The following is a 25,331-nucleotide window of genomic DNA, read 5'->3' as shown; positions in this document are numbered from 1 at the left end:
CATAAGATGAAGCGCGCGTGTGCGTTGGGGTTGAAGGCCCACCTGAACCCTCAGAACGAAGGCGGGCTGCACGAACTGACGAGCGTGCAGGGCTCTTTGCCGACATTGCGAAAGCGGTGCGGCTGCCGACTGTTGAAGTAATAGGCATCACCCGGTTTGAGCACGCGCGTCGCCTCGCCCACCGTCACCTCCAGCTGACCGGAGAGAATGACTCCGCCTTCCTCGCCTTCGTGATAAAGCATGTTCAAGCCGGTATCCGCGCCCACGTCGTAGTGTTCGAACAAAATTTGCAGCGCATGACCCGCCCGGGCCGAACCGATCTGGCGATAGGAAATGCCTTCCCCGCCACTGATCTCGGTCAGTTCTCCAGCGCGGTAGAAAATTTCGCTCTCGGCAGGTGGCAACTCGTCGGAGAAGAATTCGCCCAACGTCATCGGAATCCCCGCCAGAATTCGCTTGAGTGCGCTCACCGACGGGCTGGTCCGCCCCGACTCGATCAGTGAAATGGTGGCGTGCGCCACCCCCGTTCTTTTGGCCAATGCGCGCTGCGACAATTGATGCCGCAACCGCACCAATCGAAGCCGAAAACCGACGTCTTGTTCCATACATTTCCCCGCCGTGCCATGAGGCTGTTATGCGTGTTAATAATCCAATAACAATACACCATAACAGAGCAATAAAATCAGCCAGTTAAATAGATAAAAATACAGTCTTGACGGCAGATAATGAACACCCCGACACTCGCCTCATCTTCAACCGAGGAATCAACCGTGTCCGACCTGCCCAACCTCGATCATTACTGGCTGCCGTTCACCGCAAACCGGCAGTTCAAAAGCATGCCGCGCCTGTTCAATGCAGCAAAAGGCAACTACTACACCACCATTGACGACCGCAGACTGCTCGACGGCACGGCCGGGCTGTGGTGCGTCGCCGCCGGGCATGGCCGCGAGGAAATCGCCAGCAGCGTGGCAAACCAATTACGCACGCTGGACTACGCACCCGCATTCCAGAACAGCCACCCGTTGGCTTTTGAGGCCGCCGAGCGTCTGGCCCAATATATGCCGCCCGGTCTGGATCGTATTTTCTTCACCGGCTCCGGTTCGGAGTCTGCCGACACGGCGCTGAAAATCGCACTGGCGTACCACCGCGTGACCGGCAACCCCTTGCGCAACAAGCTGATCGGTCGCGAGCGCGGTTACCACGGCGTCAATTTCGGCGGCATCGCCGTGGGCGGTATCGCGGGCAACCGTAAGGCGTTCGGCAACAGCTTGGCCGGGATCGATCACATCCGTCATACGCTGGATATCGGCCGCAATGCCTTTACGCGCGGCCTGCCGCAAGATGGTGGCATCGCACTGGCCGATGAATTCGAACAACGCATCACAACCCTGCACGATCCGGCCACCATCGCCGCGCTGATCGTGGAACCGATGCAAGGCTCAGCGGGTGTGCTACTTCCGCCGGTTGGCTACCTCAAGCGCCTGCGCGAGATTTGCGACAAGCACGGCATCCTGCTGATTTTTGACGAGGTCATCACCGGTTTCGGCCGCCTCGGCACCAAGTTCGCCGCGGATTATTTCGGCGTGGTGCCGGACATCCTCACCTGCGCCAAAGCATTGACCAACGGCGCGGTGCCGATGGGTGCCGTCGCCGTCAAACGCGACATTTACGATGCCTTCATGGCCAACAGCCCGGCCGGTGGCATCGAGCTGCCACATGGCTACACCTACAGCGCACACCCGGTCGCCTGCGCCGCGGCGCTTGCCACACTGGATATCTTCGCCAGCGAAAAACTCGAAGACCGGGCCGCGGGCCTGAGCGCACACTTCGAAGAAGCAGCACATAGCCTAAAAGGCCTGCCGTTCGTCAAGGACATCCGCAACATCGGGCTTGTGGCGGGCATTGAACTGGAACCAATTCCGGGCAAACCCGGCGCGGCTGCGTTCGCAGCCTATCTCAAGTGCTACGAGATGGGCGTGCTGGTGCGCTATACCGGCGACATCCTCGCCATTTCGCCACCCCTCACCATCGAGAAAGACGAAATCACCCGTATTTTCAGCACCATCGGCGAAGCGCTCACCACGCTGGCCGCCGAGGGTGAAGCCGGACTGGACCCGACCCGCTACCTCAAGAACGAGCAGCAATGGGCCGCGCATCAACAAGAAATTCAACAACAACACCTCATTTTGGAGCACACCGCATGACCTCGCCGGAACACACCCTGCCGATGATCGGCCACTACATTGATGGTCAACACATCGCGGGCAACGGCGAGCAAAAAGGCGATGTGTTCAACCCCGCTACCGGCGCGGTTCAGGCACAGGTTCGTTTCGCCACGGAATCGGAAGTTCAGCACGCCATCTCGGCGGCGGCCGAAGCCTTCCCGGCGTGGTCTGCAACCTCGCCACTCAAGCGTGCACGGATCATGTTCACGTTCCGGGAATTGCTTGAGAAAAACAGCGGGGCATTGGCGCGCGCGATCACGCTGGAACACGGCAAGACCCTCAGCGATGCGCACGGTGAAATTACCCGAGGTCTTGAAGTGGTCGAGTTCGCCTGCGGCATGCCCCACCTGCTCAAAGGCGAGTTCAGCGATCAGGTGGGTACCGGCATCGATACCCACAGCCTGCGCCAGCCACTCGGCGTCGTGGCGGGCATCACGCCGTTCAACTTTCCGGTCATGGTGCCACTGTGGATGATCCCGATGGCGCTGGCGACCGGCAACACCTTCGTCCTCAAGCCGTCGGAGCGCGACCCCGGCGCCAGCCTGATGCTGGCCGACCTGCTCACCCAGGCGGGGCTGCCGGGCGGTGTGTTCAACGTGGTTCAGGGCGACAAACTGGCCGTGGATACCTTGCTGACCGACAAACGCGTGCAGGCAATCAGCTTTGTCGGCTCAACGCCCATCGCGGAATATATCTACACCACCGGCACGGCGAACGGGAAACGGGTGCAGGCCTTGGGCGGTGCGAAGAACCACCTCGTGGTCATGCCCGATGCGGATCTCGATCAGGTTGCCGACGCGCTGATCGGTGCGGGCTTCGGTTCGGCGGGCGAACGCTGCATGGCCATCACCGTGGCGGTTGCCGTGGGTGGTGTCGGCGAAGCGCTGGTGGACAAACTCGCCGAGAAGGCGCGCAGCATTCGCGTCGGTCAGGGGCTGGATGAAAACGCCGACATGGGCCCGCTCGTTACGCCGCAGCATTATGCGAAGGTCAAATCCTATGTGGACTCCGGTGTGGCGGAAGGAGCCAAACTCGTGGTGGATGGCCGTGGCTTCAAACTCCCTGGCTTTGACAACGGGTTCTTCATCGGCCCTTGCCTGTTCGATCATGTCACGTCAGACATGACCATCTACAAGGAAGAAATTTTCGGCCCCGTGCTGTCCGTCATGCACGTCAGCGATTTCGAAACCGCACTGAAACTGGTCAACGACCACGAGTACGGCAACGGCACGGCCATCTTCACCCGCGACGGCGGTGTGGCGCGTGCGTTTTCCCGCCGCGTGCAGGCGGGCATGGTAGGGGTGAACGTGCCGATCCCAGTGCCGATTGCCTTCCACAGCTTCGGCGGCTGGAAACGCTCGCTGTTCGGCGATCACCACATCTATGGCCCTGAAGGCGTGCGTTTCTACACCCGCATCAAGACCACAACGACGCGCTGGCCCTCAGGAACTCAGCTTGCCGCTGAATTTGTCCTACCGACGATGAAGTAAGCGGGAATGCATGCCGTCCATCCCGAGCACTATCTCGGGTGGGCGGCGCTTTTTTGGCATTCCCGCTTATTGAAACGAGCCCGCGGCGATATGATGGGACGTGCTGAGCCGTTGCCCACATCGTGCGGGATCAGACCAACCCTTTTCCGCTCAGCACTGAGGTATCTGCTCATGACTGCTTTAGCCTCAGGCCGGATTGCGGCTCAAACCACCCTGGTGTCTGTCGCGTCCTATCTGGCTGGTTTTTATTTTACCGAACTATTTCATGCGCCCTCGGCAAGCATGGGCGCACTCTGGTCTGCGGTTTCGGGCATCGTGGTATTGCAGGCAACGCGGCGCGATACCTGGTCGTCGGCGTCGCTGCGGATATTCGGCTCACTTATCGGCGCGATCATCAGCGCCATTTATCTTTCCTTCCTGCCGTTCAGCCCGTTCGGCATGGCCGCATCCATCTTCGTGACGGTGCTCCTGTGCCATGTCGCTCGGATTCCCGATCACGCCCGTCTGGCGGCAATCACGGTGGTCGTGATCATGGTCATCACCAGCATCGACCCTTCCCTGAATCCGATCGGCAATGCGGCATTGCGATTCAGTGAATCCTTCATCGGCGCAACGATTGCCGTGTTTGCGGCGCTATTGTGGCCGGGGCCGAAGGATCTGCCCAGTGCGCCGCTACCGAGTGCCCAAGACTAGAAGATGTTGGACTAACAGATAGTGGACGGATAGATAAATCGAGAGCACAGACTCTTTCTTATCCATTAGGGCCAGGTCAGATAACGCCGGTATTCCCAGTCGCTGACTGAGCGGCAGTACTCGATCCACTCACTGCGCATGGTTTCAATAAACCCGGCCACGAGGTCATCGCCGACGGCCGAACCCAGCGTCGTGTCCGCGGCCAGCGCATCCAGCGCCTGTCCGAGGGTTTGCGGCAGGGTCGCCACCCCGCGCTCGGCAAAACGGGACTGGGGCCATTCGTACATGTCTTCATCAACCGGCGCAGGCGGCATCATGTTTCGCGCCACCCCATCAAGCATGGCGGCAATGGCCGAAGCCAGCGCCAGATAGAGGTTGCAACTGCCATCGGTCAGGCGGAATTCAAGCCGCCCGCCAGTCGTTCGCACCACGGTGGTGCGATTGTTGTCGCCCCAGGCAATGTGTGCCGGTGCCCAACTCGTGCCGGACAGCGAACGCCCCACCACCAATCGTTTGTACGAGTTCACGGTGGGGGCGTGGAAGGCGGTCAACGCCGGGCAGTGCGCCAGCAAACCCGCCACGCACTGGCGGCCGATGTCGGAAAGACCATGCGAATCCGACGCGTCGGCTATGACCGCCCGACCCTCGTTGTCCTGCAGTGACAAGTGCATATGCAGCCCGTTGCCGGGACGGTCGGCAAAGGGCTTGGGCATCATCGTAAAGATTAAGCCCGCATCCTCGGCGATGTGATGTGCCGCCATCTTGAACAGAACGAAACGGTCGGCTGCCGTCAGCGCGTCGCTGTAATGGTAGTTGAGTTCGTACTGCCCGCTGGCATCCTCGTGATCGATCTGGAACACATCGAAACCGCAGGCGTCCAGCCCTTGCTCCAGTCGGCGCAGCACATCGCTGACACGCGCCATCGCCTTGAAATCGTAGGACGGCTTGTCCAGCGCATCCGCCGCATCGGCCGGAATCGGTCGGCCCGCCGCATCCTGATGGAACAGGCAGAACTCGGGTTCGATGCCGACATTGAGCGTCCAGCCCCGTTCAGCCAAACGCGCCATCTGCCGTTTGAGCAGATGGCGAGAACAACGACTGTACGGTTCGTCGAGCACCACCCCGTCGCAGGCGATGCGGGCATAGCCCGGCATCCAGGGCATTGCCTGCAACGTGGCCAGATCGCCCTGACCATAAAACTCTGCCCGAGGACCGTGTCGCGGTAGTCCTGTCCCGTTAATGGAAGGCGAGCCGAATCCCGCCCCCGGAGAGACGATGTCGTCGAGATGGGCGAGCGGGATGTAGGTAGCCTTCACCGCGCCGTGGATGTCCACAAACTGCGCGATGACCGTATGCACGCCGGCCGCCGCCATGTGCTGTTTGGCCGCGGCAATGTCCGCCTTGTCCCATTCTGAGGTACTCATGATCAGGCCTTGGCCAGTGCCCGGTCGAGAATATCCAGTGCCTCATCGAATACCGCATCTTCGGTGGTCAGCGGGTAGAGGAAGCGGATCACATTGGCATAAACGCCGCAGGTGAGCAGGATCAGGCCTTCTTCCAACGCCGCCTGCTGGACGCGTTTGACGGCATCGGCCGAAGGCGCGCCGGTAGCCGGGTCGAAAAACTCGGCCGCAACCATCGAACCCAGTCCGCGGACTTCCTTCAAAGCAGGCACGATGGTTTGCGCGGCCTTCAGACGCGCCATCAGTTTTTCACCCAACAGATTGGAACGTTCGACCAGTTTTTCCTGTTCCATAACGTCGATCACGGCGTGCGCAGCGGCAATCGCCAGCGGATTACCGGCGTAGGTGCCACCAAGACCGCCCGGTGCCGGTGCATCCATCACCTCGGCCTTGCCGCACACCGCAGACAGGGTCATGCCGCCCGCCATGCTCTTGGCCAGGGTCACGATGTCCGGCAGGACGTCGTAATGCTCGGTGGCGAACAACTTGCCGGTACGGCCGAAGCCGGTCTGCACTTCGTCGAAAATCAGCAGGATGCCGTGCTCGTCGCAGACCTCGCGCAAACCCCGCAACAGCGCTGGTGGCGCAATATAAAAACCGCCCTCGCCCTGAACCGGCTCGATGATGATGGCTGCCACTCGGCTCGGTTCGATAGCGGCCTTGAACAGGGTTTGCAGCGCGTGCAGCGAGTCCTCGACAGTGACGCCATGCACTTCCATAGGGAACGGCAGGTGGTAGACCTCGGCAGGAAACGGCCCGAAACCGACCTTGTAGGGCACCACCTTGCCGGTCAGGGCGCAGCCCATCATCGTGCGGCCATGAAAGCCACCCGAGAACGCGATAATGCCCGGTCGGACGGTGCTGGAACGGGCGATCTTGACGGCGTTTTCCACCGCTTCCGCGCCGCTGGAGAAGAAGGCCGTCTTTTTGGCGAAATCGCCGGGCACCAGCGCGTTGATGCGTTCGGCCAGACTCACGTAGCTTTCATAGGGCAACACCTGATAGCAGGTGTGCGTGAAGCGCTTGAGTTGCTCCTCGATGGCCGCAACCAGCGCCGGATGACGATGGCCGGTATTGAGCACGGCGATACCGCCGGCGAAATCGATATAACGATTGCCTTCCACGTCCCACACTTCGGCGTTCTGCGCGCGGTCGATGTAGAAACCGGCCATCACGCCGACGCCACGCGGGGTGGCGGCCAGCCGGCGTGCTTGCAGATCGGCATTCCTGGATTGATCGGATGGCGCGGTTGTTGTGGCGTTGTTTGTCATTGCATGGGCGGTCATGTCGCTGTTCCTTGCTCGCCGTATCAGGCGAGGCTGATCCACGTGGTTTTGAGTTCGGTGTATTTTTCGAGTGCGTGCAGCGACTTGTCGCGACCGTTGCCGGATTGCTTGAAGCCACCGAACGGCACGGTGATGTCGTCTTCGTCGTAGCAGTTGACGTGCACGGTCCCGGCGCGCAGGGCACGGGCCACAAGATGCGCCCGTGAAATATCCCGCGTCCAGACGGCTGCGGCCAGGCCGTAGCTGGTGTCATTGGCGATTCGGATTGCTTCTTCCTGCGAATCGAAGGTGATGATCGACAGCACGGGGCCGAAGATTTCCTCGCTGGCAATGATCATTTCATTGGTCACGCCGTCGAAAATGGTCGGCGACACATAGAAGCCGCCGGTTTCCGTGCGGACGCGCTCGCCACCGCAGCACAAGGTCGCGCCTTGGCTTTTGCCCGCTTCGATGTATTTGAGCACGTTATCCATCTGCATCTGGTCGACCAGCGCACCCATTGTCGTGTTGGGATCGAGCGGGTCGCCCGGCATGTGCTTGGGCGAGTACTGCTTGAGTTTCTCGACGAATTCATCGCGGATGGAACGCTCGACCAGCAGGCGCGACGGGGCGTTGCAGCTTTCGCCCTGGTTGTAGAAGATCGAACCGGCCGCGGCGGCCACGGCACGATCCAGATCGGGGCAATCGGCAAACACGATATTGGGTGACTTGCCCCCCAATTCGCACCAGGCGCGCTTGAGATTGCTCTCGCCCGCCATGACCTGGATTTTCTTGCCCACCGCGGTCGAGCCGGTAAAGGCGATGCAGTCGATATCCCTATGCAGAGCCAGCGGTGAACCGGCCTCGGGGCCAAAGCCCGGCAGCACGTTGAGCACGCCAGCCGGGATGCCCGCTTCCAGTGCCAGTTCACCCAGGCGTAAGGCGGTCAACGGCGATTTTTCCGAGGGCTTGAGGATCACGCTGTTGCCTGCAGCCAGCGCCGGTGCAATCTTCCAGGAAGCCATCAGCATGGGATAATTCCACGGCACAATGGCCGCAACCACGCCCATGGGTTCGCGGGTAATCAGGGCCAGGGTGCGGTCGTTGGTCGGCGCGATCTCGTCGTAGACCTTGTCGATGGCTTCACCGTACCAGCGCAGGGTATTCGCCGTAGCGGGCACATCGGTGTTCATGCTGGCCGAGATGGGTTTGCCCATATCCAGCGTTTCCAGCAATGCCAGTTCTTCACGGTTAGCCATAACCAGATCGGCGAAACGGATCAGGATCGTTTTGCGCGCTCGCGGCGACAGACCGGCCCAGCGCCGATCTTCGAAGGCTTCACGCGCTGCCGCAACCGCCCGATCGACATCTGCCACCTTGCAGCGCGCCACGTCTGCCAGTTTGCGGCCGTCCACCGGCGACAGACACTCGAAGGTGCTGCCATCGGCGGCATCGACGCGCTGACCGTTGATCCAGGCGCGACCGTCCATCGTGAGCGCCGCCGCCCGGGCATGCCAATCAATCGTGTTCATTTCATCACCCCTGTTTACCGTGTTTTTTGCTGTGCTTTTTTGCTGTGCTGGCCGAACTGTGGCGCGGCCCTGTTTCTCACCAAGCGTGCTTATAGCCCGGCCATGGCGACGTATTTGATTTCCAGATACTCGTCGATGCCGTGGTGGGAACCTTCACGCCCCAGACCCGACTGTTTGACCCCGCCAAAGGGTGCCACTTCATTCGAGATGATGCCGGTGTTGACGCCGACCATGCCGTATTCGAGCGCTTCCGCCACGCGCCAGATGCGCCCGATATCCCGGCTGTAGAAGTACGAAGCTAGGCCGAATTCGGTCCGGTTGGCGAGCTCAACCACTTCCTCGTCGGTCTTGAAGCGGAATAACGGCGCGACCGGGCCGAAGGTTTCTTCGCGGAACATCAGCGCATCCGGGCTCACATCCGCCAGCACGGTCGGCTCGTAAAATGTACCGCCCAACGCATGGCGCTTGCCGCCCGAGACCAGACGGGCACCCTTGGCAATCGCATCGCCAACGTGATTTTCCACCTTGGCCAGCGCCGCTTCGTCGATCAACGGGCCTTGCATGATGCCATCCGTGAAGCCATCACCGACTTGCAACTCGGCCACGCGAGCAGCCAGTTTCTGAGCGAATACATCGAACACGCCATCCTGCACGAACAGCCGGTTGGCGCAGACGCAGGTCTGGCCCGCATTGCGGTATTTGCTGGCGATGGCGCCGTCCACGGCCGCATCCAGATCCGCATCGTCGAATACGATGAACGGCGCGTTGCCGCCCAGTTCCAGCGACAGCTTCTTGATGGTGTCCGCGCTCTGACGCATCAGGATGCGGCCCACTTCGGTCGAGCCGGTGAAGGACAGCTTGGTCACCACCGGGCTGTCGCAGATGGCGCCACCGATTTCCCGCGGATCGCCGGTAATGACCTGGAACACGCCGCCGGGAATGCCGGCCTCTTCGGCCAGCACGGCCAGTGCCAGAGCGGACAACGGGGTCTGCTCGGCGGGCTTGACGATCATGGCGCAACCGGCCGCCAGCGCCGGGCCGACCTTGCGGGTGATCATCGCGGTCGGGAAGTTCCAGGGCGTGATGGCCGCCGTCACCCCGATCGGTTGCTTCAACACCAGCAATCGACGATCGCCCTGCGGTGCCGGAATCACTTCGCCGTACACCCGCTTGGCTTCTTCGGCGAACCATTCGATAAAGCTGGCGCCGTACGCGATTTCACCGCGCGCTTCGGCCAAGGGCTTGCCCTGCTCTGCGGTCAGAATCCGCGCCAAATCTTCCTGATGTTGCATGATCAGCACGAACCAGGCCTTCAAACGTGCGGCGCGATCCTTGGCCGTCAAGGCACGCCATTCTTTTTGTGCAGTGGCTGCGGCGGCAATCGCACGCTCCGTTTCGATCCGCCCCATCAGGGGCACTGTGGCAATCGGTTGCGCCGTGGCCGGGTTTGTCACCGTCAGGGTCGCGCCGGAATCAGCACCGACCCATGTACCCGCCAACCAGGCAACGCCTTGTTTGAGGAGTGCCGGATATTTGAGTTGGATAGACATAAATTCTCCAGATTTGGTGGAAAGCCTAGTGTACTGTTGGGTTTGATTTGAGTAGACATCAGATCGTGGCAGCTTTAAATCCCCCTCGTTCCCCCTTTTACAAAGGGGGATGCGCATTCGTTCAAAAGGGCTGACTTCCCCCCCTTTGAAAAAGGGGGGCAGGGGGGATTTGATTCGCTTGGCGCGAGCCCTATCAGCCTATCCAGTCAACATTCAATCTCGGCCCGATTAACCTTTTCGCTTGACCCTTTCCCTTGACCCTTTCCCTTGACCCTTTCCCTTGACCCTTTCCCTTAACTCTTTCCTTGGGCATACGCATCGGCAACTTCGCGCTGTCGTCGACGTTCCGCCCGAAGTTGGTACAGGCTGGAGGCAATGACCCCGATGCTGACGACCACGATGATGACGGTGGCGACGGCATTGATGGAGGGATCGAGCCCCAAGCGTGCCCGCGAGAAGATCACAAGCGGCAGCGTGGTCGATCCCGGCCCGGACAGGAAGGCTGCGATCACCACGTCATCGAACGACAGGGTGAACGTGAGCAGGAAGGCCGAAACCAGTGCGGATGCGATCAAGGGCAGGGTGACCAGCCAGAACACCTGAAAGGGCTTGCAGCCCAGATCCATTGCGGCTTCTTCGAGCCGAAGATCGATTTCGCGCAGCCTTGAAATGATCACCACGGTCGCAAACGAGGTACCGATCAGGGCATGCCCCAACAGAATCGTGCCAATGCCGCGCTCGGGAAAGCCCAACCACTTCTGCAGGGCCACCAGCATGAGCAGCAGCGAAATACCCACGATGACATCCGGCATGACCAGCGGCGCGTTGGCCATAGAGGTTAAAAGCCCACGCCCCTTGAAGCGCCCGTACCGCACCAGCACAAAGGCCGTGAACGTGCCGAAGATCACCGACAGGGTGGCGCTCATGAATGCCAGCTTGAGCGAGATGATCAAGCCGTCGATCAACTCACGGTCGTGCGATGCATCCACATACCATTTGAAGGTGAAGCCGGTCCAGACCGTGCTCAGCCGTGAATCGTTGAACGAGTACACCACCAGCGTGACGATCGGGATATACAGAAAGATGAATACGGCGATCAGCCAGCTGCGACCAAACAGCGATCGGCCAAACATGTTTCTCATGACTTCTCTCCCAGTCTGGTTTCATCGTTGTAACGATTGAACAGGGCCATGGGCACAAGAATGAGCAGGATCATCACGATGGTGACGGCAGAGGCCATGGGCCAATCGTTGTTGCTGAAGAACTCATCCCACAGGACGCGGGCAATCATGAGTGTTCTTGGGCCACCGAGCAGTTCGGGGATCACGTACTCGCCGAACGCCGGGATGAACACGAGTAGCGAGCCCGCAATGATGCCGCGCTTGGTCAGCGGCACCGTGACCAGCCAGAAGGTCTTGAACGGACTGGCCCCGAGATCGGCCGCCGCTTCGAGCATGCGGCCATCCAGTTTCACGAGCGTTGCGTACAGCGGCAGCACCATGAACGGCAGATAGGCGTACACCATGCCGATGGTGAGCGAAAACGAGGTGTGCATCATGTGGATCGGGGAGGCAATCACACCCAGACCCATCAACCCGTTGTTCACAACGCCGTTATCGGCCAGCAGGGCTTTCCACGCATAGATGCGCAGTAGGAACGAGGTCCAGAAGGGCAGCATGACCAGCATGAGCAGCATCGTGCGCAGATGCTCTGGCGCCCGCGAGATGAAGTACGCGAACGGGTAGCCCACGATCAGACAGTACAGCGTCGTCAGCGCCGCGAATTTCAGCGAGGAGACATAGGTGTCGAAATAGAGCGAATCCTCACCCAGATACAGGTAGTTGCCGAAATTGAATTTCAGGGTCAGCTCATTATCGGCCCAGTGCCACAGGCTGGACACCGAAGTCACTTCCATATGCGCCAGGCTGATATTCAGCACCAGCAACAAGGGGGCTGCGGCCAGGGCAAACAGCCAGATCATCGGGATGCCGATCACCAGATTGCGAACGGTGAACAGCCGTCGCAGACGAGGCATGATGGATTGCTTTCTCATGATCGGGCCCTCCTTATTCTGTCAGCACAACCATGGCATCACGGGTCCAATGCGCGAACACATGATCCCCCCAGGTCAGGTCGTCCGCCATTTTGCGGGTCAGATTGGGCTGCTGAACCTTGAGCACCATGCCCGTCTTGAGTTTGAGGTGATAGGTCGTATGCGGCCCGAGATAGGCGATTTCGACCACCTCGCCCGCGCACCAGTTATGGTTCTTGTTCGGTTGCACCGACGAAAGCTGGATTTTTTCCGGCCGCAGCGCGACCGCCACACGCATCCCGGATGTACCGGTAATGCCATGCCCCACATAATGCGTGCATTCGGGGCAGATCACGGTGATGTGATCGGGCTCGTCTTCATCGACCTTGCCTTCGAAAATATTCACGTTGCCCACGAAACCGGCGACAAACCGGCTGTTGGGCGTCTCGTAGATTTCATCGGGCGTACCCACTTGCAGGAAGTACCCCTCGTCCATAACGGCAATATGCGAGGCCATGGTCATGGCTTCTTCCTGATCATGCGTGACCAGGACGCAGGTCACGCCGACCTGTTCGATGATGTTGACCAATTCGAGCTGGGTGGTTTCGCGCAGTTTCTTGTCGAGCGCGCCCAGCGGTTCGTCGAGCAGCAAGAGCGTGGGCCGCTTGGCCAGACTTCGTGCCAACGCCACCCGCTGTTGCTGACCGCCAGAGAGTTGATGCGGCTTGCGCTTGCCGTATTTGGACAACTGCACAAGGCTGAGCATGGCGTCCACGCGCTCGGCGAGTTCGGCGCCTTTCAGGCCATCGCGCCGCAGGCCGAACGCCACGTTGTCCCAAACGTTCAGGTGCGGGAACAGCGCATAGGACTGGAACATCATGTTGACCGGACGCTCATAGGGCGTCAGATCAGTGATGTCCTGACCGGAGAGATAGATACGCCCACTCGTCGGGGTTTCAAACCCGGCCAGCATCCGCAGCAAGGTCGACTTGCCGCAGCCCGAGCTACCCACCAGGGCAAAGATTTCGCCTTTTTTCACAGACAGGGAAACATTGTCCACGGCCTTGACGACACCGTCGAATATCTTGCTGACGCCATCGATCTTCAATAACACTTCTCGATCTGTAGTGGCCGTTACCGATGCCATACCTATCTCCTCATGAGATTCAACTTTTCTAACCAACCGGCAAGTCTAACTGGCTGCCGAACGAGCCGCCAAACTATCCACTTGGGTAGAAAAGCACTCCGCCCGTGCTGAACGGACAGAGTGTAGGAACATTAAGAACCTGTCTTGAACTTGGTGTACAGACGAGTCATCAGACGACGGGTGTCGCTATTGACGGCCTTGGGTGTGACCAGTTTCGCCAAATCCGCATCGGAGAGGAACACGGACTTATTGTTGGCGACATCAGGAGTAACAAACGGCAGGGAGTCCTTGTTGGGGTTCGCGTACAGAACCTCGTTGGTCAGAGAGGCATCCACCTTCGGTTGCAGGATGTAATTCATCCACTTGTATGCATTTTCCGGGTGCGGCGCGTCTTTTGGAATCGCCATGCTGTCGAAGAACGCTAGGCCACCGTTTTCTGGAATCAGGACCTCGATTTTCTGACCGTTCTTGCTGTCGATCGCACGCTGCGCGGACTGGCTCATGTCGCCGGACCAGCCGAGGGAAACACACAATGAGCCATTCGCCAGATCGTCAATGTAGCTGGAAGATGAGAACAGCTTGATATACGGGCGAATCTTCTCGATTTTTTTGAACGCTGCCTCGTAATCGGCCTTGTTGTTGCTAAATGGCGGCAAGTTCATTGAATGCAGGGCAGCCGGTAGCACTTCATAGGCCGAATCCAGCACGGAAATACCGCAGGACTTGAGTTTGCTCGCATACTTCGGATCGAAGATCAGATCCCATGCGCTTTTGGGCATCGGCGTGTCACCCAGTGCTGCCTTGACCTTGTCGACATTGATACCCACCGTGGTGTAGCCCCACAGCCAGTTGACGAGGTACTGGTTGCCCGGGTCGACCACCGCCAGCTGTTTCTGAATGGCCGGGTTGAGGTGGACCAGATTCGGTACTTTGCTCTTGTCGATTTTCTGGAACAGCCCGCCTTTTATTTGCAGCTCGGCCCAGTTGGCTGAGGGCACAACGATGTCATAACCGGTATGACCGGCAACAAGCTTCGCGTGGAGTGTTTCATTGCTGTCGTAGTTGTCGTAATTGACCTTGATGCCGGTTTCCTTTTCAAAGTTCTTGATGGTGTCCGGGGCAATGTAATCCGACCAGTTGTAGATATTGAGGACCTTCTCCTCTGCCGCGCCTGCGACTGGAACCAGCCCGGCGGTAAATGCGACGGCGATCATGCCGCCGAGCAATTGTTTCTTGAACACTGATTTCATGCGAAGTTCTCCTTAGGGTCATTGGCAAGTTCGAAAAAATACGTCCAAAACAAATAAATCCAACACAAGCACATCCAACAAAGGGTCACATTCGGCGACCGTTGCCGGCACACCTTCTGCAAACCGTTTACAAGCGTTGCCGCTCATGCAGTCACTTTGGCCGAGTGCGCTGCATCCATCCAGCCTCGCGACTGTATGTCCTTGAGGGTGGCATCCAGACAGATGCGCACCCGCTTAATCAGTTCGTCAATGTCCGACTTGGTACACACCAATGGCGGCGCGATGATCATCCGATCGCCCACCGCACGCATGATCAGCCCGTTGGCAAAGCAGTGATCGCGACAGATCATGCCAACTTCCAGCGATGCATCGAAGGACTGGTGTTTGGCCTTGTCCTTCATCAATTCGAATCCGCCAACCATGCCGAACGTCTCAGGCGCGGCGACCAACGGGTGGTCGGACAATTCGGCAAACCGCTCGGCGAGATAAGGACCGGTTTCATCGTGAACCCGCGCCACCAGGCCCTCGCGTTCGATAATATCCAGATTGGCCATCGCCACGGCACAGGCGACAGGGTGCCCGGAGTAGGTATAGCCGTGATTGAACTCTCCGCCTTGCTCGATCAGCACCTCGGCCACGCGCTTGCCGACCACGACGCCGCCGAGCGGGATATACCCTGAAGTCACACCCTTGGCAAAGGTAATCAGATCCGGTTTCGCACCCATCATTTCCGAGCTGAACCACGCACCCAACCGACCGAAGCCGCAGATGACTTCGTCACAGATCAGCAGAATCCCGTACTTGTCGCAGATTCGCTGAATCTCGGGCCAGTAGGTTTTTGGTGGGATGATCACGCCACCGGCTCCCTGCACCGGCTCGCCGATGAAAGCGGCGACTTTTTCCGGGCCCACTTCCAGAATCTTCTGCTCCAGCCAACCAGCTGCTTCGATACCGAAGGCATCCTTGTCCTGATTCGGCGCAAGCCCGAAATGATAAGGCTGTTCAATGTGCACGATGCCCGGAACAGGCAAGCCACCCTGAGCATGCATGCCCGCCATGCCGCCGAGCGAGGCGCCACACACCGTCGAGCCGTGATAGGCGTTGTTCCGGCTGATGATGACATTGCGCTCCGGGTGACCAAGCGTTGCCCAATAATGGCGCACCATGCGCACATTTGTGTCATTCGATTCCGATCCGGAAGAGCTGAAAAATACATGGGAGAATCGCTCCCCGGCCAGGCTGACAATTCGCCTTGCCAATTTGGCCGCTGGCTCGTTGGTCGTCTGGAAAAAGCTGTTGTAGTACGGCAGCACCTGCATCTGCTGCGCTGCGGCATCAACCAGTTCCTTGCGGCCGTAGCCCACGTTGACACACCACAATCCGGACATGCCATCGAAAATTTCGTTGCCTTCTGAATCCCAGATATAAACACCTTCGCCACGGGTGATTACCCTCGCCCCTTTACTCGCCAACGTTTTATGGTTCGTAAAGGGATGCATGTAATGTGCCGAATCCAGTGCTTGGATTTCATCGGTCTTTGCACGGGTCGTAGCCAACATGGTGTTCTCCTCGTTTTGATTCTGTTTCATTTTGTTCAAATCAAACGTGCATCAACAGATGCTCGCGTTCCCACGGGCTGATGACACGCATGAATTCTTCGTATTCGGTTTCTTTAACCGCCACATAAACATCGATAAAGCTGTCGCCTAGCACTTCACGCAGCGGTTTGGATGCATCCAATTGGCGCAGAGCCTCCGAAAGCTCTCGGGGCAATTGATAGTTCGAGTCATAGGCACTGCCGGTTGTCACGTCGCTTGGCTGTAATTTCTCGACAATGCCGAGATAACCACAGGCAAGCGTGACCGCCATAGCCAGATAAGGGTTGGCATCGGCACCCACGACCCGGTTCTCGACGCGGCGCGCTTCCGGCCCGGAATGGGGCACCCGGATACCGACGGTACGGTTGTCGTAACCCCATTCGATGTTGATGGGGGCGGCGCCACCGCGCACGATGCGGCGGTACGAATTCACGTAAGGGGCAAGCAACGCCATGGCTGAGGGCAGGTATTTTTGCAGGCCCGCGATGTAATTCAGGAACAACGGGGATTCGCTACCATCCGGATTGCTGAAAATATTCTGGCCGGTTCCGGTATCGAGCACGCTCTGATGGATATGCATTGCCGAGCCGGGCTCGTTGGCCATCGGCTTGGCCATGAAGGTGGCATACATGTTGTGACGCAGTGCCGCTTCGCGCAGCGTGCGCTTGAAGAAGAACACCTTGTCGGCAAGAACCATGGGGTCGTCGTGCAGGAAATTGATTTCCATCTGCCCGGCACCGAACTCGTGAATCAGCGTATCGAGTTCCAGCCCCATGATGTCGCAGTACTCGTAGATTTCCTCGAACAGCGGATCGAATTCATTCACCGCATCGATGCTGTACAACTGACGGCTGGTTTCAGCGCGGCCACTGCGGCCGATCGGCGGCACCAGCGGTTGGTTGGGATCGGTATTTCGCGCCAGCAGGTAAAACTCCAGCTCGGGGGCCACAATCGGCGACCAGCCCATGCTTTTGTACAGCTCGGTTACCTTGCGCAACACATTGCGTGGCGCAAAGTCCACCGGGGTGCCATCGTGGAACAGGCAATCCATGATCACCTGGGCCGTGGGATCAACCGCCCAGGGCACCAAACGAACCGTACCGGGGTCGGGAACCAGCACCATGTCCTTGTCGGTAAAGCCGAACACATTGTCGTAAGCCGGCCGGTTTTCAGGTGATTCACCGGTCACCGTCACACCCAGAACCGCTTCGGGGAGACGCATGGCACGCTCAGCGGTGAATTTTTCCCGCGGTAGGATCTTGCCGCGCGCCACGCCAGTGAGATCGGGAACAAGACACTCGATTTCCGTGACATTGTGAGCGGCCAGCCACTGGTCCATATCCTTGTGAGAAAAGTCTTTACGCTCAATCATATCGTTCTCCGTTTTATCCGTTTTATCACTCGGCACCGCGTGACGCAGCGCGTTCACGACAGGCTGTGCCAAAAGCGCGAAATATCGACAAGTAAGGCGGGTTGTTCAGTACATCCCATTCCGGGTGCCACTGCACCGCCAGCGCGAATGCTTTCGCATCGGAAATACGGATCGCCTCGATCAGCCCGTCGGGTGCATAAGCCTCGGCGACCAATCCCGAGCCAAGCCGCGCGATGCCCTGGCCGTGCAGCGAATTGACCATGAACTCGCCGCATCCCGTAATCCCGGCCAGCAGACCGCCGGGCACGGTCGAAACCAGGTGCCGGGGGCCATACTGCGCTTCCGGCAGCGTGCTATCGACTTCCCGATGATCGGCAAATCCTTCGGTGTCATGAACGGCCTGGTACAGGCTGCCGCCAAACGCCACGTTGATTTCCTGGAACCCGCGACAAATCCCCAACAGGGGAACGCCCGCCGCCACGGCCGCTTTGATTAACCGTAGGGTCGTGCTGTCACGCGCCGGATCAAGCGGCAGGGATGGGTCCAGCACGTCTTCATCAAAATGGGATGGGTGCACATTGGATACCGCGCCCGGCAACAGGATGCCATCGGCCAATGCAATCAAGGCTTCAAGTTCACTGTCCGAACCCAGCGCAGGGATCGCCAGCGGCACCGCTTGCGCCGCCCCGGCAACCGCCGCAACATACTTATGACCGACGGCATGAAATGTTTGACCGTCGATTTGTCTCATATCCGCGGCCATCAGAACAACCGGTTTACTGCGGTAAATCATTTATCCGACACTCTCTTAATTGGTACTGACCGGTCATTCTAAGCGTCTAATGGTACCTTGTGTGCACCAAAGCAAACCAAAAGATCATATTCTAAAAATAAACATATAAATCAATAATATATGTGTTTATTTTTCAAATAATTTTCACATAAACATCTATAATGGGTTTATTCTTAACCCAGAAAGGCAAACCAACAAGAGCCATTTGCTTGTTCTGCATGGAACCACTTTAAACGAGGAGACGGGCCGTGGAATCTTTAACCATTTCGGAATGGTTGCTCACCGAGCTCAAACAAGGGCGATTCCCGCCCCGGATGCCGACACATCGCCGTGTCTACGAAGCCATAAGGCGCGCCATTGCCACGCAGCATCTCACGCCCGGCGCCCGATTGCCGTCCACACGCAGCCTGGCGGAAGAACTCGGCCTGTCCCGAAACACGCTGCTGGCCGCATTCGAACAACTACATGAAGAAGGTTATGTCGTGTCGCAGATCGGTAGTGGTACCCGCGTTGCCGCCACGTTACCGGAGAGCTTTGTCACAACACAGGAATCCGGCGCGACACCGCAAACCGAAACGGCAAGGAATACAACCAGTCTCTCCAAACGGGGCACTATCGCGGCAGGGCCGTCGGATCAACCCAGTTATGAAGTGCAGCCTTTTACGCCCGGGGAGGATGATTTCTCCGCCTTCCCGACCCAGATCTGGCGCCGCCTGCTCAACCGCCAATGGCGCGATCCGCAGCCCGCCTTTCTGGACTATGGCCATGCCGGTGGCCATTTGCCGCTCCGGCACGCCATTGCCAACTATCTGCGCATGTCCCGCACCGTCAACTTGACGGTGGAACAGGTGCTGATCACCTCGGGCACACAGCAATCCATCGACCTGTGCGCCCGCATGCTCACCGATTACGGGGACCGCGTATGGGTTGAGAATCCCTGCTACTGGGGCGCGCGACGCGTTCTGGAGGTCAACGGCCTGACACTTCACCCTGTTGCCGTGGATGATGAAGGAATGGCACCAAGTAACACCGATTTTCGAAATCCACCGCGTCTGATCTATACCACGCCATCCCACCAATACCCCAAGGGCGTTGCCATGAGTTATGGACGTCGTCGCCTGCTTCTGGATTACGCTGCCAGCCGAGGAGCCTGGATTCTCGAAGATGATTACGACAGCGAATTTCGCTTCGAGGGACGGCCGCTCTCCTCACTGCAAGGCATGGATCAAAGCGGCTGCGTGCTCTATATGGGTACCTTTTCCAAGGTGATGTATCCCGGCATCAAACTGGGTTACATCGTGGTGCCGCCCGATTTGGCGGAACGCTTCAAGCGCGGGCTGTATGAACTGCAACGCCCCGGTCAGGTCGTGATTCAGGCGGCGTTGGCCGACTTTATCGAAGAAGGCCATTTCTCAACGCATATCCGCCGACTACGGCAACTGTACAAGGAACGGCGCTACCTGCTGCAAAAAGCATTGGCTCCTGTGACCAACGTCGGCGCTCGCCTGCCGCCCGCTGGCTCCGGACTGCATCTGGTGGTGGAACTCCCCCCGACCTGTGACGATGTGCGCGTTGCCGAATTGGCCGCAGAACAAGGCCTGCGCGTTTATCCGTTATCCCATTACAGCGTGGGAGACAAGCGCGAGAAAGGGCTGATTATCGGCTATGCCTATGCCGCCACGGATCGCATCACGACCTATGGCCGCATCCTTGCCGATGTGATTCAGGCGGCATTGAGCAATTAATGTAGTGCGGCGCGTTTAACCCAGCGCGTCGCGCAGTCGATACCACGCCATGCCTAGAACGAGCGCTGGTGTTCGCAACAGCTTGCCGCCGAAAAAATCGTGGTGCGGAATGCGCGCCATCAGATCGAGTCGCTCCGCCTGACCGCTGATGGCTTCGGCGACGAGCTTGCCCGCCATGCCGGTGAGCGCCACGCCATGACCGGAGAAACCTTGCAGATAGAACACGTTCGGCGCTATTCGGCCGAAGTCCGGCGCTCGGTTCATGGTGATGTCCACAAACCCGCCCCAGGCGTATTCCACCTTGGCATCTGCCAGCTGGGGGAAAACCTGCTGCATCCGCTTGTGCATGTCTTGCTTGAGGTTGGGCGGCGTCATGGTGCTGTAGCTGACCCGGCCGCCAAACAACATCCGGTTGTCCGCGGAGAACCGGAAGTAATCGAGCACGACATTGGTATCGCAAACCGCTGACTTGGTGGGAATCAGGCGTGAAACCAATTCCGGGTCCAAGGGTTCGGTGCCGACGATATAGGTACCCACGGGCATGATTCGACTTGCGAGCGAAGGCGCCAATTTCGGTGATACTTCGGGTAGGTACATGTTACCCGCCAGTACGACATAACGCGCCGTGACGCTGCCCTTGTCCGTATTCAGCACGGCAGGCTCGCCCCTGGTCATCGTGCGCACCGGTGTGTGTTCGCAGATCCGCACACCCAGACTGTGCGCCGCGCGCGCCAGGCCCAGCGTGTAGTTGAGCGGATGCAGATGCCCCGAACGACGATCGTAATAGCCGCTATGAAAGCGCGGACTATCGATCCACTGATTCAGGGCATCCGGTTCGATTAATTCGGCGTCAGAATCGTAGTGGTAACGCTGCGCCATGGTCTCAAACCAGTCTCGCAGGGCGGCGCCTTTGCGCTTGCCGACGGCCACACCGAGAAAACCATCGACAAGATCGCAGTCAATATCGAACCGCTTGACTCGTTCGCGCACCAAATCGAGCGCCTCGATGGTGATATCCCATGCCTGTTGAGCGGCTTCAAGCCCCAATGCCTTTTCGATTACCGATTGATCGCAGGCGAGGCCCGAGATGATCTGCCCGCCGTTGCGGCCACTTGCGCCCCAACCGACGGTTTGGGCTTCCAGCACGATGACCGAATAGCCGCGATCCGCCAGCTCGATGGCCGCAGACAACCCGGCGAGCCCCCCACCGACAATGCACACATCCGCTGCGGCATCGCCATCCAGTGGCGGGTAGCCCGGATGAGCGTTGGCACTGGCGGTGTAATAGGCGTTCTGAATCAGTTTTTGTTCGCAGGCGAGCATAGTGGATTCCGTTCAAGTTGAGGCGCGCGCGGCCAGACGACCGCAGAGCCAGGTCCAGATCATGGTCGATGCGGCATTGCTGGTCAGCTCGGCGTGATCGTACGGCGGGGCGACTTCGACAAGATCCATGCCCACCCAATTAAGATCGTGCCAGCCCTCCAGCAGGGTCATGGCCTGCGCGGTGGTCAGGCCGCCCGGCTCCGGCGTGCCCGTACCCGGCGCGAAGGCCGGATCGAAGACATCGATATCGAAGGACAGATAGACCGGCGGATTTCCGTTCTGCGCCAGACGTGCCCGCACCTCATCGATGACATCCTGCAAACCGGCACCATCGCGGCCACGTAATTCGCGGGCGGTATAAATGCGACCGCCCTGATCGTTGACGAATTCGCGCGCCTCGCGCACGCCAGATGAACGAATGCCAACCTGAACAAAGGCTTCCGGTATGACCAGCCCTTCTTTGAAGGCCTCATACACCCAGGTGCCATGCCCTGAAGGCTCGCCGAAATGGTCCGTCCAGGTATCGCAGTGCGCATCGAAATGGATGCAGGCCAACGGCTGGCCGAAATGCGCACGATAGGCACGCAACAACGGCAAGGTGATCGAATGGTCACCGCCGAGCCAGACCATTTCATGCCGATCCAGCAGTGCGTTTACCTGCGGCATCAACGCAGCGCGCATGGTTTCCAGACTCGTGTTGGGAAGCAGCAAATCGCCCAGATCGACCAGTTCATCCAGCGGCGAGGTATCGAACAGCGGGTGGGTCGCATCACACAGCATCCGGCTGGCCTGACGAATCGCGCCGGGCCCGAGTCGCGAACCGGGGTGATTGGTCACGCTGCAATCCCAGGTTACACCGGCCATGGCAAAGGGTTTGCCCGACTCGGAGGAGGGCGGCGCATCCGGCGTAATCGGCAACCCGAGGAACCCGCCGGCAGACAAATAGGCAAACGTATGATTCATGGCGTCACTCCATTCAGATCAATCACAAATAGCGCACGCGCTACCGCTTATGCGGCACACTTTTTTCCCACCCTGTCCGAACGGCGTCGAACAGGGTTTTTATCAAAAATTTATTATCAAGCGCGTTGATTTCGGTAGGATACTAACCCAGACATTGGTCCAATCGACAGGGCCATTTTGCACAAATAGATGGGGCCATTTGCCCCCGATAAAGGCCCGACATGCATTCGACCAACGACGCCCTGATTGCCCATGCCGAACGCCTGCTGAAAAGCGAGCGCCAGCAATTCCTGCAACGGCATCCCACGTCGGTGCGACTGGCCGAGGAAGCGCACAAACATTTCCTGTACGGCGTGCCCATGCACTGGATGAACGACTGGGGCACCCCCACGCCCCTGTTCGTGCGTGAAGCACAGGGTGCGCACTTCACCTGTGCTGACGGTATCGATTACACGGATTTTTGCCTCGGCGATACCGGGGCGATGTTCGGTCATAGCCCAGAACCAGTGGCCCGCGCGCTGCAAGCACAGGCGCGGCGCGGCTTCACCACCATGCTGCCCGGTGTAAACACACCGGATGTCGGTGCGGCGCTGGCCGATCAGTTCGGCCTGCCCTACTGGCAACTGGCGACCACCGCGACCGACGCCAACCGCTTTGTGCTGCGTTGGGCGCGGGCGGTCACCGGGCGAACCAAACTGCTGGTATTCGATGGGTGCTATCACGGCACGGTGGACGACACCCTGGTTGATTGTGTGATCGAGGATGGGAAGACGGTCAACCAAACCGTCAGCAGGGCCAGCTTACTCGGGCAAACGGTCGATCTCGGCCTTAATACCGTGGCGGTGGATTTCAACGATCTGGCGGCTGTAGAACGCGAACTCGCCACCGGGGAAATCGCCTGCCTGCTCACCGAACCCGCGCTCACCAACTGCGGCATGGTTCCGGCCCAGCCCGGGTTCATCGCCAGCCTACGCGAACTGACCGCGCGGTATGGCACACTGCTGATTCTGGACGAGACCCACACCATTTCCAGTGGACGCGGCGGCTGGGCGCGCAATGCCGGTGTCGAGCCGGATTTCATCGTCTTCGGCAAACCGATTGCCGGCGGATTGCCCGCGGCGGCCTACGGCTTTGGCGCGGCATTGGCCAAACGCATGCAAGCGGCCAAGGACGCGGCGCCACCCGGTCACTCCGGTATCGGCACGACCTTGTCCGGCAACATGTTGACCCTCGCGGCCCTGCATGCCACACTCACCGAGGTCGCCACACCCGCGGCCTACGAACACATGCTGACGCTGGCCGCGACCCTCGAACAAGGATTGACTGCCTTGCTGGAACGTCATGCCCTGCCGTGGTGCATCACCCGGATCGGCGCACGACTTGAATTGCAGTTCTGCCCGACCGCTCCGGTCAATGCCCGAGAAGCGCGCGCAGCACAGCAGGACGAACTGGAACATGCCATCCACCTCTACCTGCTCAATCGCGGCGTGCTGCTGACCCCGTTCCACAACATGATGCTGGTCTGTCCCGAAACACGTCCGGCGGATATCGACACACTGCTCACGGTGCTCGACGACTGCCTGACGACGTTGACGGCAAACTAACCGATGCGATCAGCAAACGTCATCACATCCCGCGACGAATGACGCTCAACGGCACTCAGGCGTCGGGTAACCGATCCGGCAAGACACGCCGTCGCGACTGAATCAGCACGTAGCCACACAAGGTCACGCCCAGAGCGCCCACCAGCCAGATCAGTGCCTCGCTGGTGGAGGATTTCATGGCGAAACCCGCAAGCAGCGGCCCGAAAATGGCGCTGGCGGTATAGGCCATGGAAATGAGCCGGACATTGACCGACAACTCCCCGTGACCGGCTTTGGTCGAAGCCACTATCGCTAACGTCAGATAACCCGTGATCGTGCCGCCCATCACAAAGAACGTGACGGCAAGACCGGTGAATCCCAGCGGAAAACTGGTCACAATCGCCATCAGGATGGTCATGCCTGCATTCACCAACACCGCGAATACCAGGCCTCGATGGTCGGCAAGCCAGCCCATGAGATATTGCAGCAGCAACCCGCCCAACCCGAAATAGGTCAACAGGCTGACCATCTGGTCTGCGCCCAGATCACGCCCCGCGCCGAAAATGGGGAACAGGCCCGAGAATGCCGCTTCTGTGATACCACCAATGGCCGCGGTTGCCAAACCCAAGGCCAGAATGAAATTGCGCGGCGACGGGCCCTGACCCGGGGCGCGCTTGACCTGCGCCAGCTTGGCCTTCGGCGCCACGCCTGCAAATGCAAGTGGGATAAAGGCCATGCCAGTGAACACCAAGCCCAGCACCAACGGCCCTGTCCCTTCAATACCAACCCAATTGGTCATAAGCGGGGCCACGATGGGCGCGATCCCGATCATGGTCTCGTGAAAACCGACCAAACGCCCCCGACCCTGCGTGGGGGCAATCCCGTACAGCCAGGGTTCCAGACCAATCCAGCGCAGCCCCGTGCCCAATCCGATCAGCACCACCGCGGGCAGCCAGGCGGATTGCCCCAAGCTCAACATCAGCGCAAACGCGACCATCGCCACCAGCAAACCCATGGCAATGACCTTCGCATGGCCGAAGAGGACATTCAGCCGGGGTGCGATGGCAAGCCCCAACAACATGCCCAGCCATTGCGCCGAGACAAGAATCCCAAGCTCGGTGGCATTGAGCCCGTGCTGCGCCAGCCAAACCGGCAGCACCACGAACCCGATACCGAACTGCCCCAGTTGCGAGAATATCGAGACTACATTGAGCGTGGCCACCGTTCCCCAGTCGATGGGGTGCTGCTGGGTCATAAGAAGCTACCTCGGGTCGATCCGCACAAGGCCGCATTTCTTCGGGCACAGG

The 25,331-nt window shown here is 59.3% G+C and carries 20 protein-coding genes; 5 read left to right on the top strand and 15 right to left on the bottom strand.

All coding sequences use genetic code 11. The features are described from left to right. Positions 1–50: 50 nt before the first annotated feature. On the bottom strand, positions 51–605 hold the full coding sequence (locus PHD44_RS04215) for a cupin domain-containing protein (RefSeq protein ID WP_300188368.1): 555 nt from the start codon (positions 603–605) through the stop codon (positions 51–53). Between the two features lie 120 nt (positions 606–725). Here PHD44_RS04215 and PHD44_RS04210 point away from each other — a divergent pair, with 120 nt between their 5' ends. The 3 genes from PHD44_RS04210 to PHD44_RS04200 all read left to right on the top strand — a co-directional run bounded on the left by PHD44_RS04210 (position 726) and on the right by PHD44_RS04200 (position 4,408). Continuing rightward, positions 726–2,204 (top strand): aspartate aminotransferase family protein, encoded by a 1,479-nt coding sequence (locus PHD44_RS04210; protein WP_300188366.1) that lies wholly within the window; start codon positions 726–728, stop codon positions 2,202–2,204. Next, the gene (locus PHD44_RS04205) at positions 2,201–3,715 is read left to right on the top strand and encodes a CoA-acylating methylmalonate-semialdehyde dehydrogenase (protein WP_300188364.1); all 1,515 of its coding nucleotides are present in this window, start codon (positions 2,201–2,203) and stop codon (positions 3,713–3,715) included. The genes PHD44_RS04210 and PHD44_RS04205 overlap by 4 nt, the downstream gene beginning before the upstream one ends. A gap of 171 nt (positions 3,716–3,886) precedes the next feature. After that, on the top strand, positions 3,887–4,408 hold the full coding sequence (locus PHD44_RS04200; protein WP_300188362.1) for an FUSC family protein: 522 nt from the start codon (positions 3,887–3,889) through the stop codon (positions 4,406–4,408). Positions 4,409–4,473: 65 nt separating this feature from the next. Here the strand turns inward: PHD44_RS04200 and glnT are convergent, their stop codons facing one another. From glnT to PHD44_RS04145, 11 genes are all read right to left on the bottom strand, one after another. Continuing rightward, on the bottom strand, positions 4,474–5,832 hold the full coding sequence (glnT, locus tag PHD44_RS04195; RefSeq protein ID WP_300188360.1) for a type III glutamate--ammonia ligase: 1,359 nt from the start codon (positions 5,830–5,832) through the stop codon (positions 4,474–4,476). Positions 5,833–5,834: 2 nt separating this feature from the next. Then, a complete protein-coding gene (gene gabT / locus PHD44_RS04190) occupies positions 5,835–7,157 on the bottom strand; it encodes a 4-aminobutyrate--2-oxoglutarate transaminase (RefSeq protein ID WP_300188358.1) in 1,323 nt (440 codons plus the stop codon). 23 nt (positions 7,158–7,180) lie between these two features. Continuing rightward, complete coding sequence (locus tag PHD44_RS04185) at positions 7,181–8,668, bottom strand: aldehyde dehydrogenase (protein WP_300188356.1); 1,488 nt, start codon at positions 8,666–8,668, stop codon at positions 7,181–7,183. Positions 8,669–8,757: 89 nt separating this feature from the next. Next, the gene (locus PHD44_RS04180; RefSeq protein WP_367182003.1) at positions 8,758–10,218 is read right to left on the bottom strand and encodes an NAD-dependent succinate-semialdehyde dehydrogenase; all 1,461 of its coding nucleotides are present in this window, start codon (positions 10,216–10,218) and stop codon (positions 8,758–8,760) included. Between the two features lie 293 nt (positions 10,219–10,511). Continuing rightward, positions 10,512–11,360 carry an ABC transporter permease gene (locus PHD44_RS04175; RefSeq protein WP_300188354.1) on the bottom strand — a complete coding sequence of 283 codons (849 nt, stop codon included), beginning with the start codon at positions 11,358–11,360 and terminating at the stop codon, positions 10,512–10,514. Further along, on the bottom strand, positions 11,357–12,271 hold the full coding sequence (locus tag PHD44_RS04170; RefSeq protein WP_300188352.1) for an ABC transporter permease subunit: 915 nt from the start codon (positions 12,269–12,271) through the stop codon (positions 11,357–11,359). The genes PHD44_RS04175 and PHD44_RS04170 overlap by 4 nt, the downstream gene beginning before the upstream one ends. Before the next feature lie 13 nt (positions 12,272–12,284). Continuing rightward, positions 12,285–13,397: a polyamine ABC transporter ATP-binding protein gene (locus tag PHD44_RS04165; RefSeq protein WP_300188350.1), complete on the bottom strand. Its 1,113-nt coding sequence runs from the start codon at positions 13,395–13,397 to the stop codon at positions 12,285–12,287. A 131-nt stretch (positions 13,398–13,528) separates the two neighbouring features. Further along, positions 13,529–14,647 carry a polyamine ABC transporter substrate-binding protein gene (locus tag PHD44_RS04160; protein WP_300188349.1) on the bottom strand — a complete coding sequence of 373 codons (1,119 nt, stop codon included), beginning with the start codon at positions 14,645–14,647 and terminating at the stop codon, positions 13,529–13,531. A gap of 143 nt (positions 14,648–14,790) precedes the next feature. After that, complete coding sequence (locus PHD44_RS04155; protein WP_300188347.1) at positions 14,791–16,236, bottom strand: aspartate aminotransferase family protein; 1,446 nt, start codon at positions 16,234–16,236, stop codon at positions 14,791–14,793. Positions 16,237–16,246: 10 nt separating this feature from the next. Then, positions 16,247–17,617, bottom strand: coding sequence for a glutamine synthetase family protein (locus PHD44_RS04150; protein WP_300188346.1), 1,371 nt, complete (start codon positions 17,615–17,617; stop codon positions 16,247–16,249). 25 nt (positions 17,618–17,642) lie between these two features. Continuing rightward, positions 17,643–18,410, bottom strand: a complete 768-nt coding sequence (locus tag PHD44_RS04145; RefSeq protein WP_300188345.1) for a gamma-glutamyl-gamma-aminobutyrate hydrolase family protein — start codon at positions 18,408–18,410, stop codon at positions 17,643–17,645. Positions 18,411–18,658: 248 nt separating this feature from the next. Here PHD44_RS04145 and PHD44_RS04140 point away from each other — a divergent pair, with 248 nt between their 5' ends. Further along, positions 18,659–20,155, top strand: coding sequence for a PLP-dependent aminotransferase family protein (locus tag PHD44_RS04140; protein WP_300188343.1), 1,497 nt, complete (start codon positions 18,659–18,661; stop codon positions 20,153–20,155). A 15-nt stretch (positions 20,156–20,170) separates the two neighbouring features. On the opposite strand, the gene PHD44_RS04135 is transcribed toward PHD44_RS04140, so the two are convergent. Together PHD44_RS04135 and speB are read right to left on the bottom strand one after the other, a co-directional pair. Beyond that, positions 20,171–21,478: an FAD-binding oxidoreductase gene (locus tag PHD44_RS04135; RefSeq protein ID WP_300188341.1), complete on the bottom strand. Its 1,308-nt coding sequence runs from the start codon at positions 21,476–21,478 to the stop codon at positions 20,171–20,173. A 12-nt stretch (positions 21,479–21,490) separates the two neighbouring features. Continuing rightward, the gene (gene speB / locus PHD44_RS04130; RefSeq protein ID WP_300188339.1) at positions 21,491–22,441 is read right to left on the bottom strand and encodes an agmatinase; all 951 of its coding nucleotides are present in this window, start codon (positions 22,439–22,441) and stop codon (positions 21,491–21,493) included. 221 nt (positions 22,442–22,662) lie between these two features. On the opposite strand from speB, the gene PHD44_RS04125 reads away from it, so the two are divergent. Continuing rightward, positions 22,663–24,045: an aspartate aminotransferase family protein gene (locus tag PHD44_RS04125; RefSeq protein WP_300188337.1), complete on the top strand. Its 1,383-nt coding sequence runs from the start codon at positions 22,663–22,665 to the stop codon at positions 24,043–24,045. A gap of 55 nt (positions 24,046–24,100) precedes the next feature. Here PHD44_RS04125 and PHD44_RS04120 read toward each other — a convergent pair whose 3' ends face one another. Continuing rightward, entirely contained in the window at positions 24,101–25,279 is a 1,179-nt protein-coding gene (locus PHD44_RS04120; RefSeq protein WP_300188335.1) for an MFS transporter, read from the bottom strand. Positions 25,280–25,331: the final 52 nt, after the last annotated feature.

Source organism: Halothiobacillus sp., from assembly GCF_028710545.1.
Lineage (GTDB): Bacteria > Pseudomonadota > Gammaproteobacteria > Halothiobacillales > Halothiobacillaceae > Halothiobacillus.
This window is presented reverse-complemented; position numbering and strand designations above follow the sequence as displayed.

Excerpts from the sequence above, each read along its gene's own strand:
- PHD44_RS04170 (WP_300188352.1), bottom strand. The coding sequence starts at position 12,271 with ATGAGAAAGCAATCCATCATGCCTCGTCTGCGACGGCTGTTCACCGTT.
- PHD44_RS04150 (WP_300188346.1), bottom strand. The coding sequence starts at position 17,617 with ATGATTGAGCGTAAAGACTTTTCTCACAAGGATATGGACCAGTGGCTG.
- PHD44_RS04120 (WP_300188335.1), bottom strand. The coding sequence starts at position 25,279 with ATGACCCAGCAGCACCCCATCGACTGGGGAACGGTGGCCACGCTCAAT.
- PHD44_RS04200 (WP_300188362.1), top strand. The coding sequence starts at position 3,887 with ATGACTGCTTTAGCCTCAGGCCGGATTGCGGCTCAAACCACCCTGGTG.
- PHD44_RS04160 (WP_300188349.1), bottom strand. The coding sequence starts at position 14,647 with ATGAAATCAGTGTTCAAGAAACAATTGCTCGGCGGCATGATCGCCGTC.
- speB (WP_300188339.1), bottom strand. The coding sequence starts at position 22,441 with ATGAATCATACGTTTGCCTATTTGTCTGCCGGCGGGTTCCTCGGGTTG.
- PHD44_RS04145 (WP_300188345.1), bottom strand. The coding sequence starts at position 18,410 with ATGATTTACCGCAGTAAACCGGTTGTTCTGATGGCCGCGGATATGAGA.
- gabT (WP_300188358.1), bottom strand. The coding sequence starts at position 7,157 with ATGACCGCCCATGCAATGACAAACAACGCCACAACAACCGCGCCATCC.
- PHD44_RS04165 (WP_300188350.1), bottom strand. The coding sequence starts at position 13,397 with ATGGCATCGGTAACGGCCACTACAGATCGAGAAGTGTTATTGAAGATC.
- PHD44_RS04125 (WP_300188337.1), top strand. The coding sequence starts at position 22,663 with ATGCATTCGACCAACGACGCCCTGATTGCCCATGCCGAACGCCTGCTG.
- PHD44_RS04180 (WP_367182003.1), bottom strand. The coding sequence starts at position 10,218 with ATGTCTATCCAACTCAAATATCCGGCACTCCTCAAACAAGGCGTTGCC.
- PHD44_RS04155 (WP_300188347.1), bottom strand. The coding sequence starts at position 16,236 with ATGAAACAGAATCAAAACGAGGAGAACACCATGTTGGCTACGACCCGT.
- PHD44_RS04210 (WP_300188366.1), top strand. The coding sequence starts at position 726 with ATGAACACCCCGACACTCGCCTCATCTTCAACCGAGGAATCAACCGTG.
- PHD44_RS04215 (WP_300188368.1), bottom strand. The coding sequence starts at position 605 with ATGGAACAAGACGTCGGTTTTCGGCTTCGATTGGTGCGGTTGCGGCAT.
- glnT (WP_300188360.1), bottom strand. The coding sequence starts at position 5,832 with ATGAGTACCTCAGAATGGGACAAGGCGGACATTGCCGCGGCCAAACAG.
- PHD44_RS04185 (WP_300188356.1), bottom strand. The coding sequence starts at position 8,668 with ATGAACACGATTGATTGGCATGCCCGGGCGGCGGCGCTCACGATGGAC.
- PHD44_RS04205 (WP_300188364.1), top strand. The coding sequence starts at position 2,201 with ATGACCTCGCCGGAACACACCCTGCCGATGATCGGCCACTACATTGAT.
- PHD44_RS04135 (WP_300188341.1), bottom strand. The coding sequence starts at position 21,478 with ATGCTCGCCTGCGAACAAAAACTGATTCAGAACGCCTATTACACCGCC.
- PHD44_RS04175 (WP_300188354.1), bottom strand. The coding sequence starts at position 11,360 with ATGAGAAACATGTTTGGCCGATCGCTGTTTGGTCGCAGCTGGCTGATC.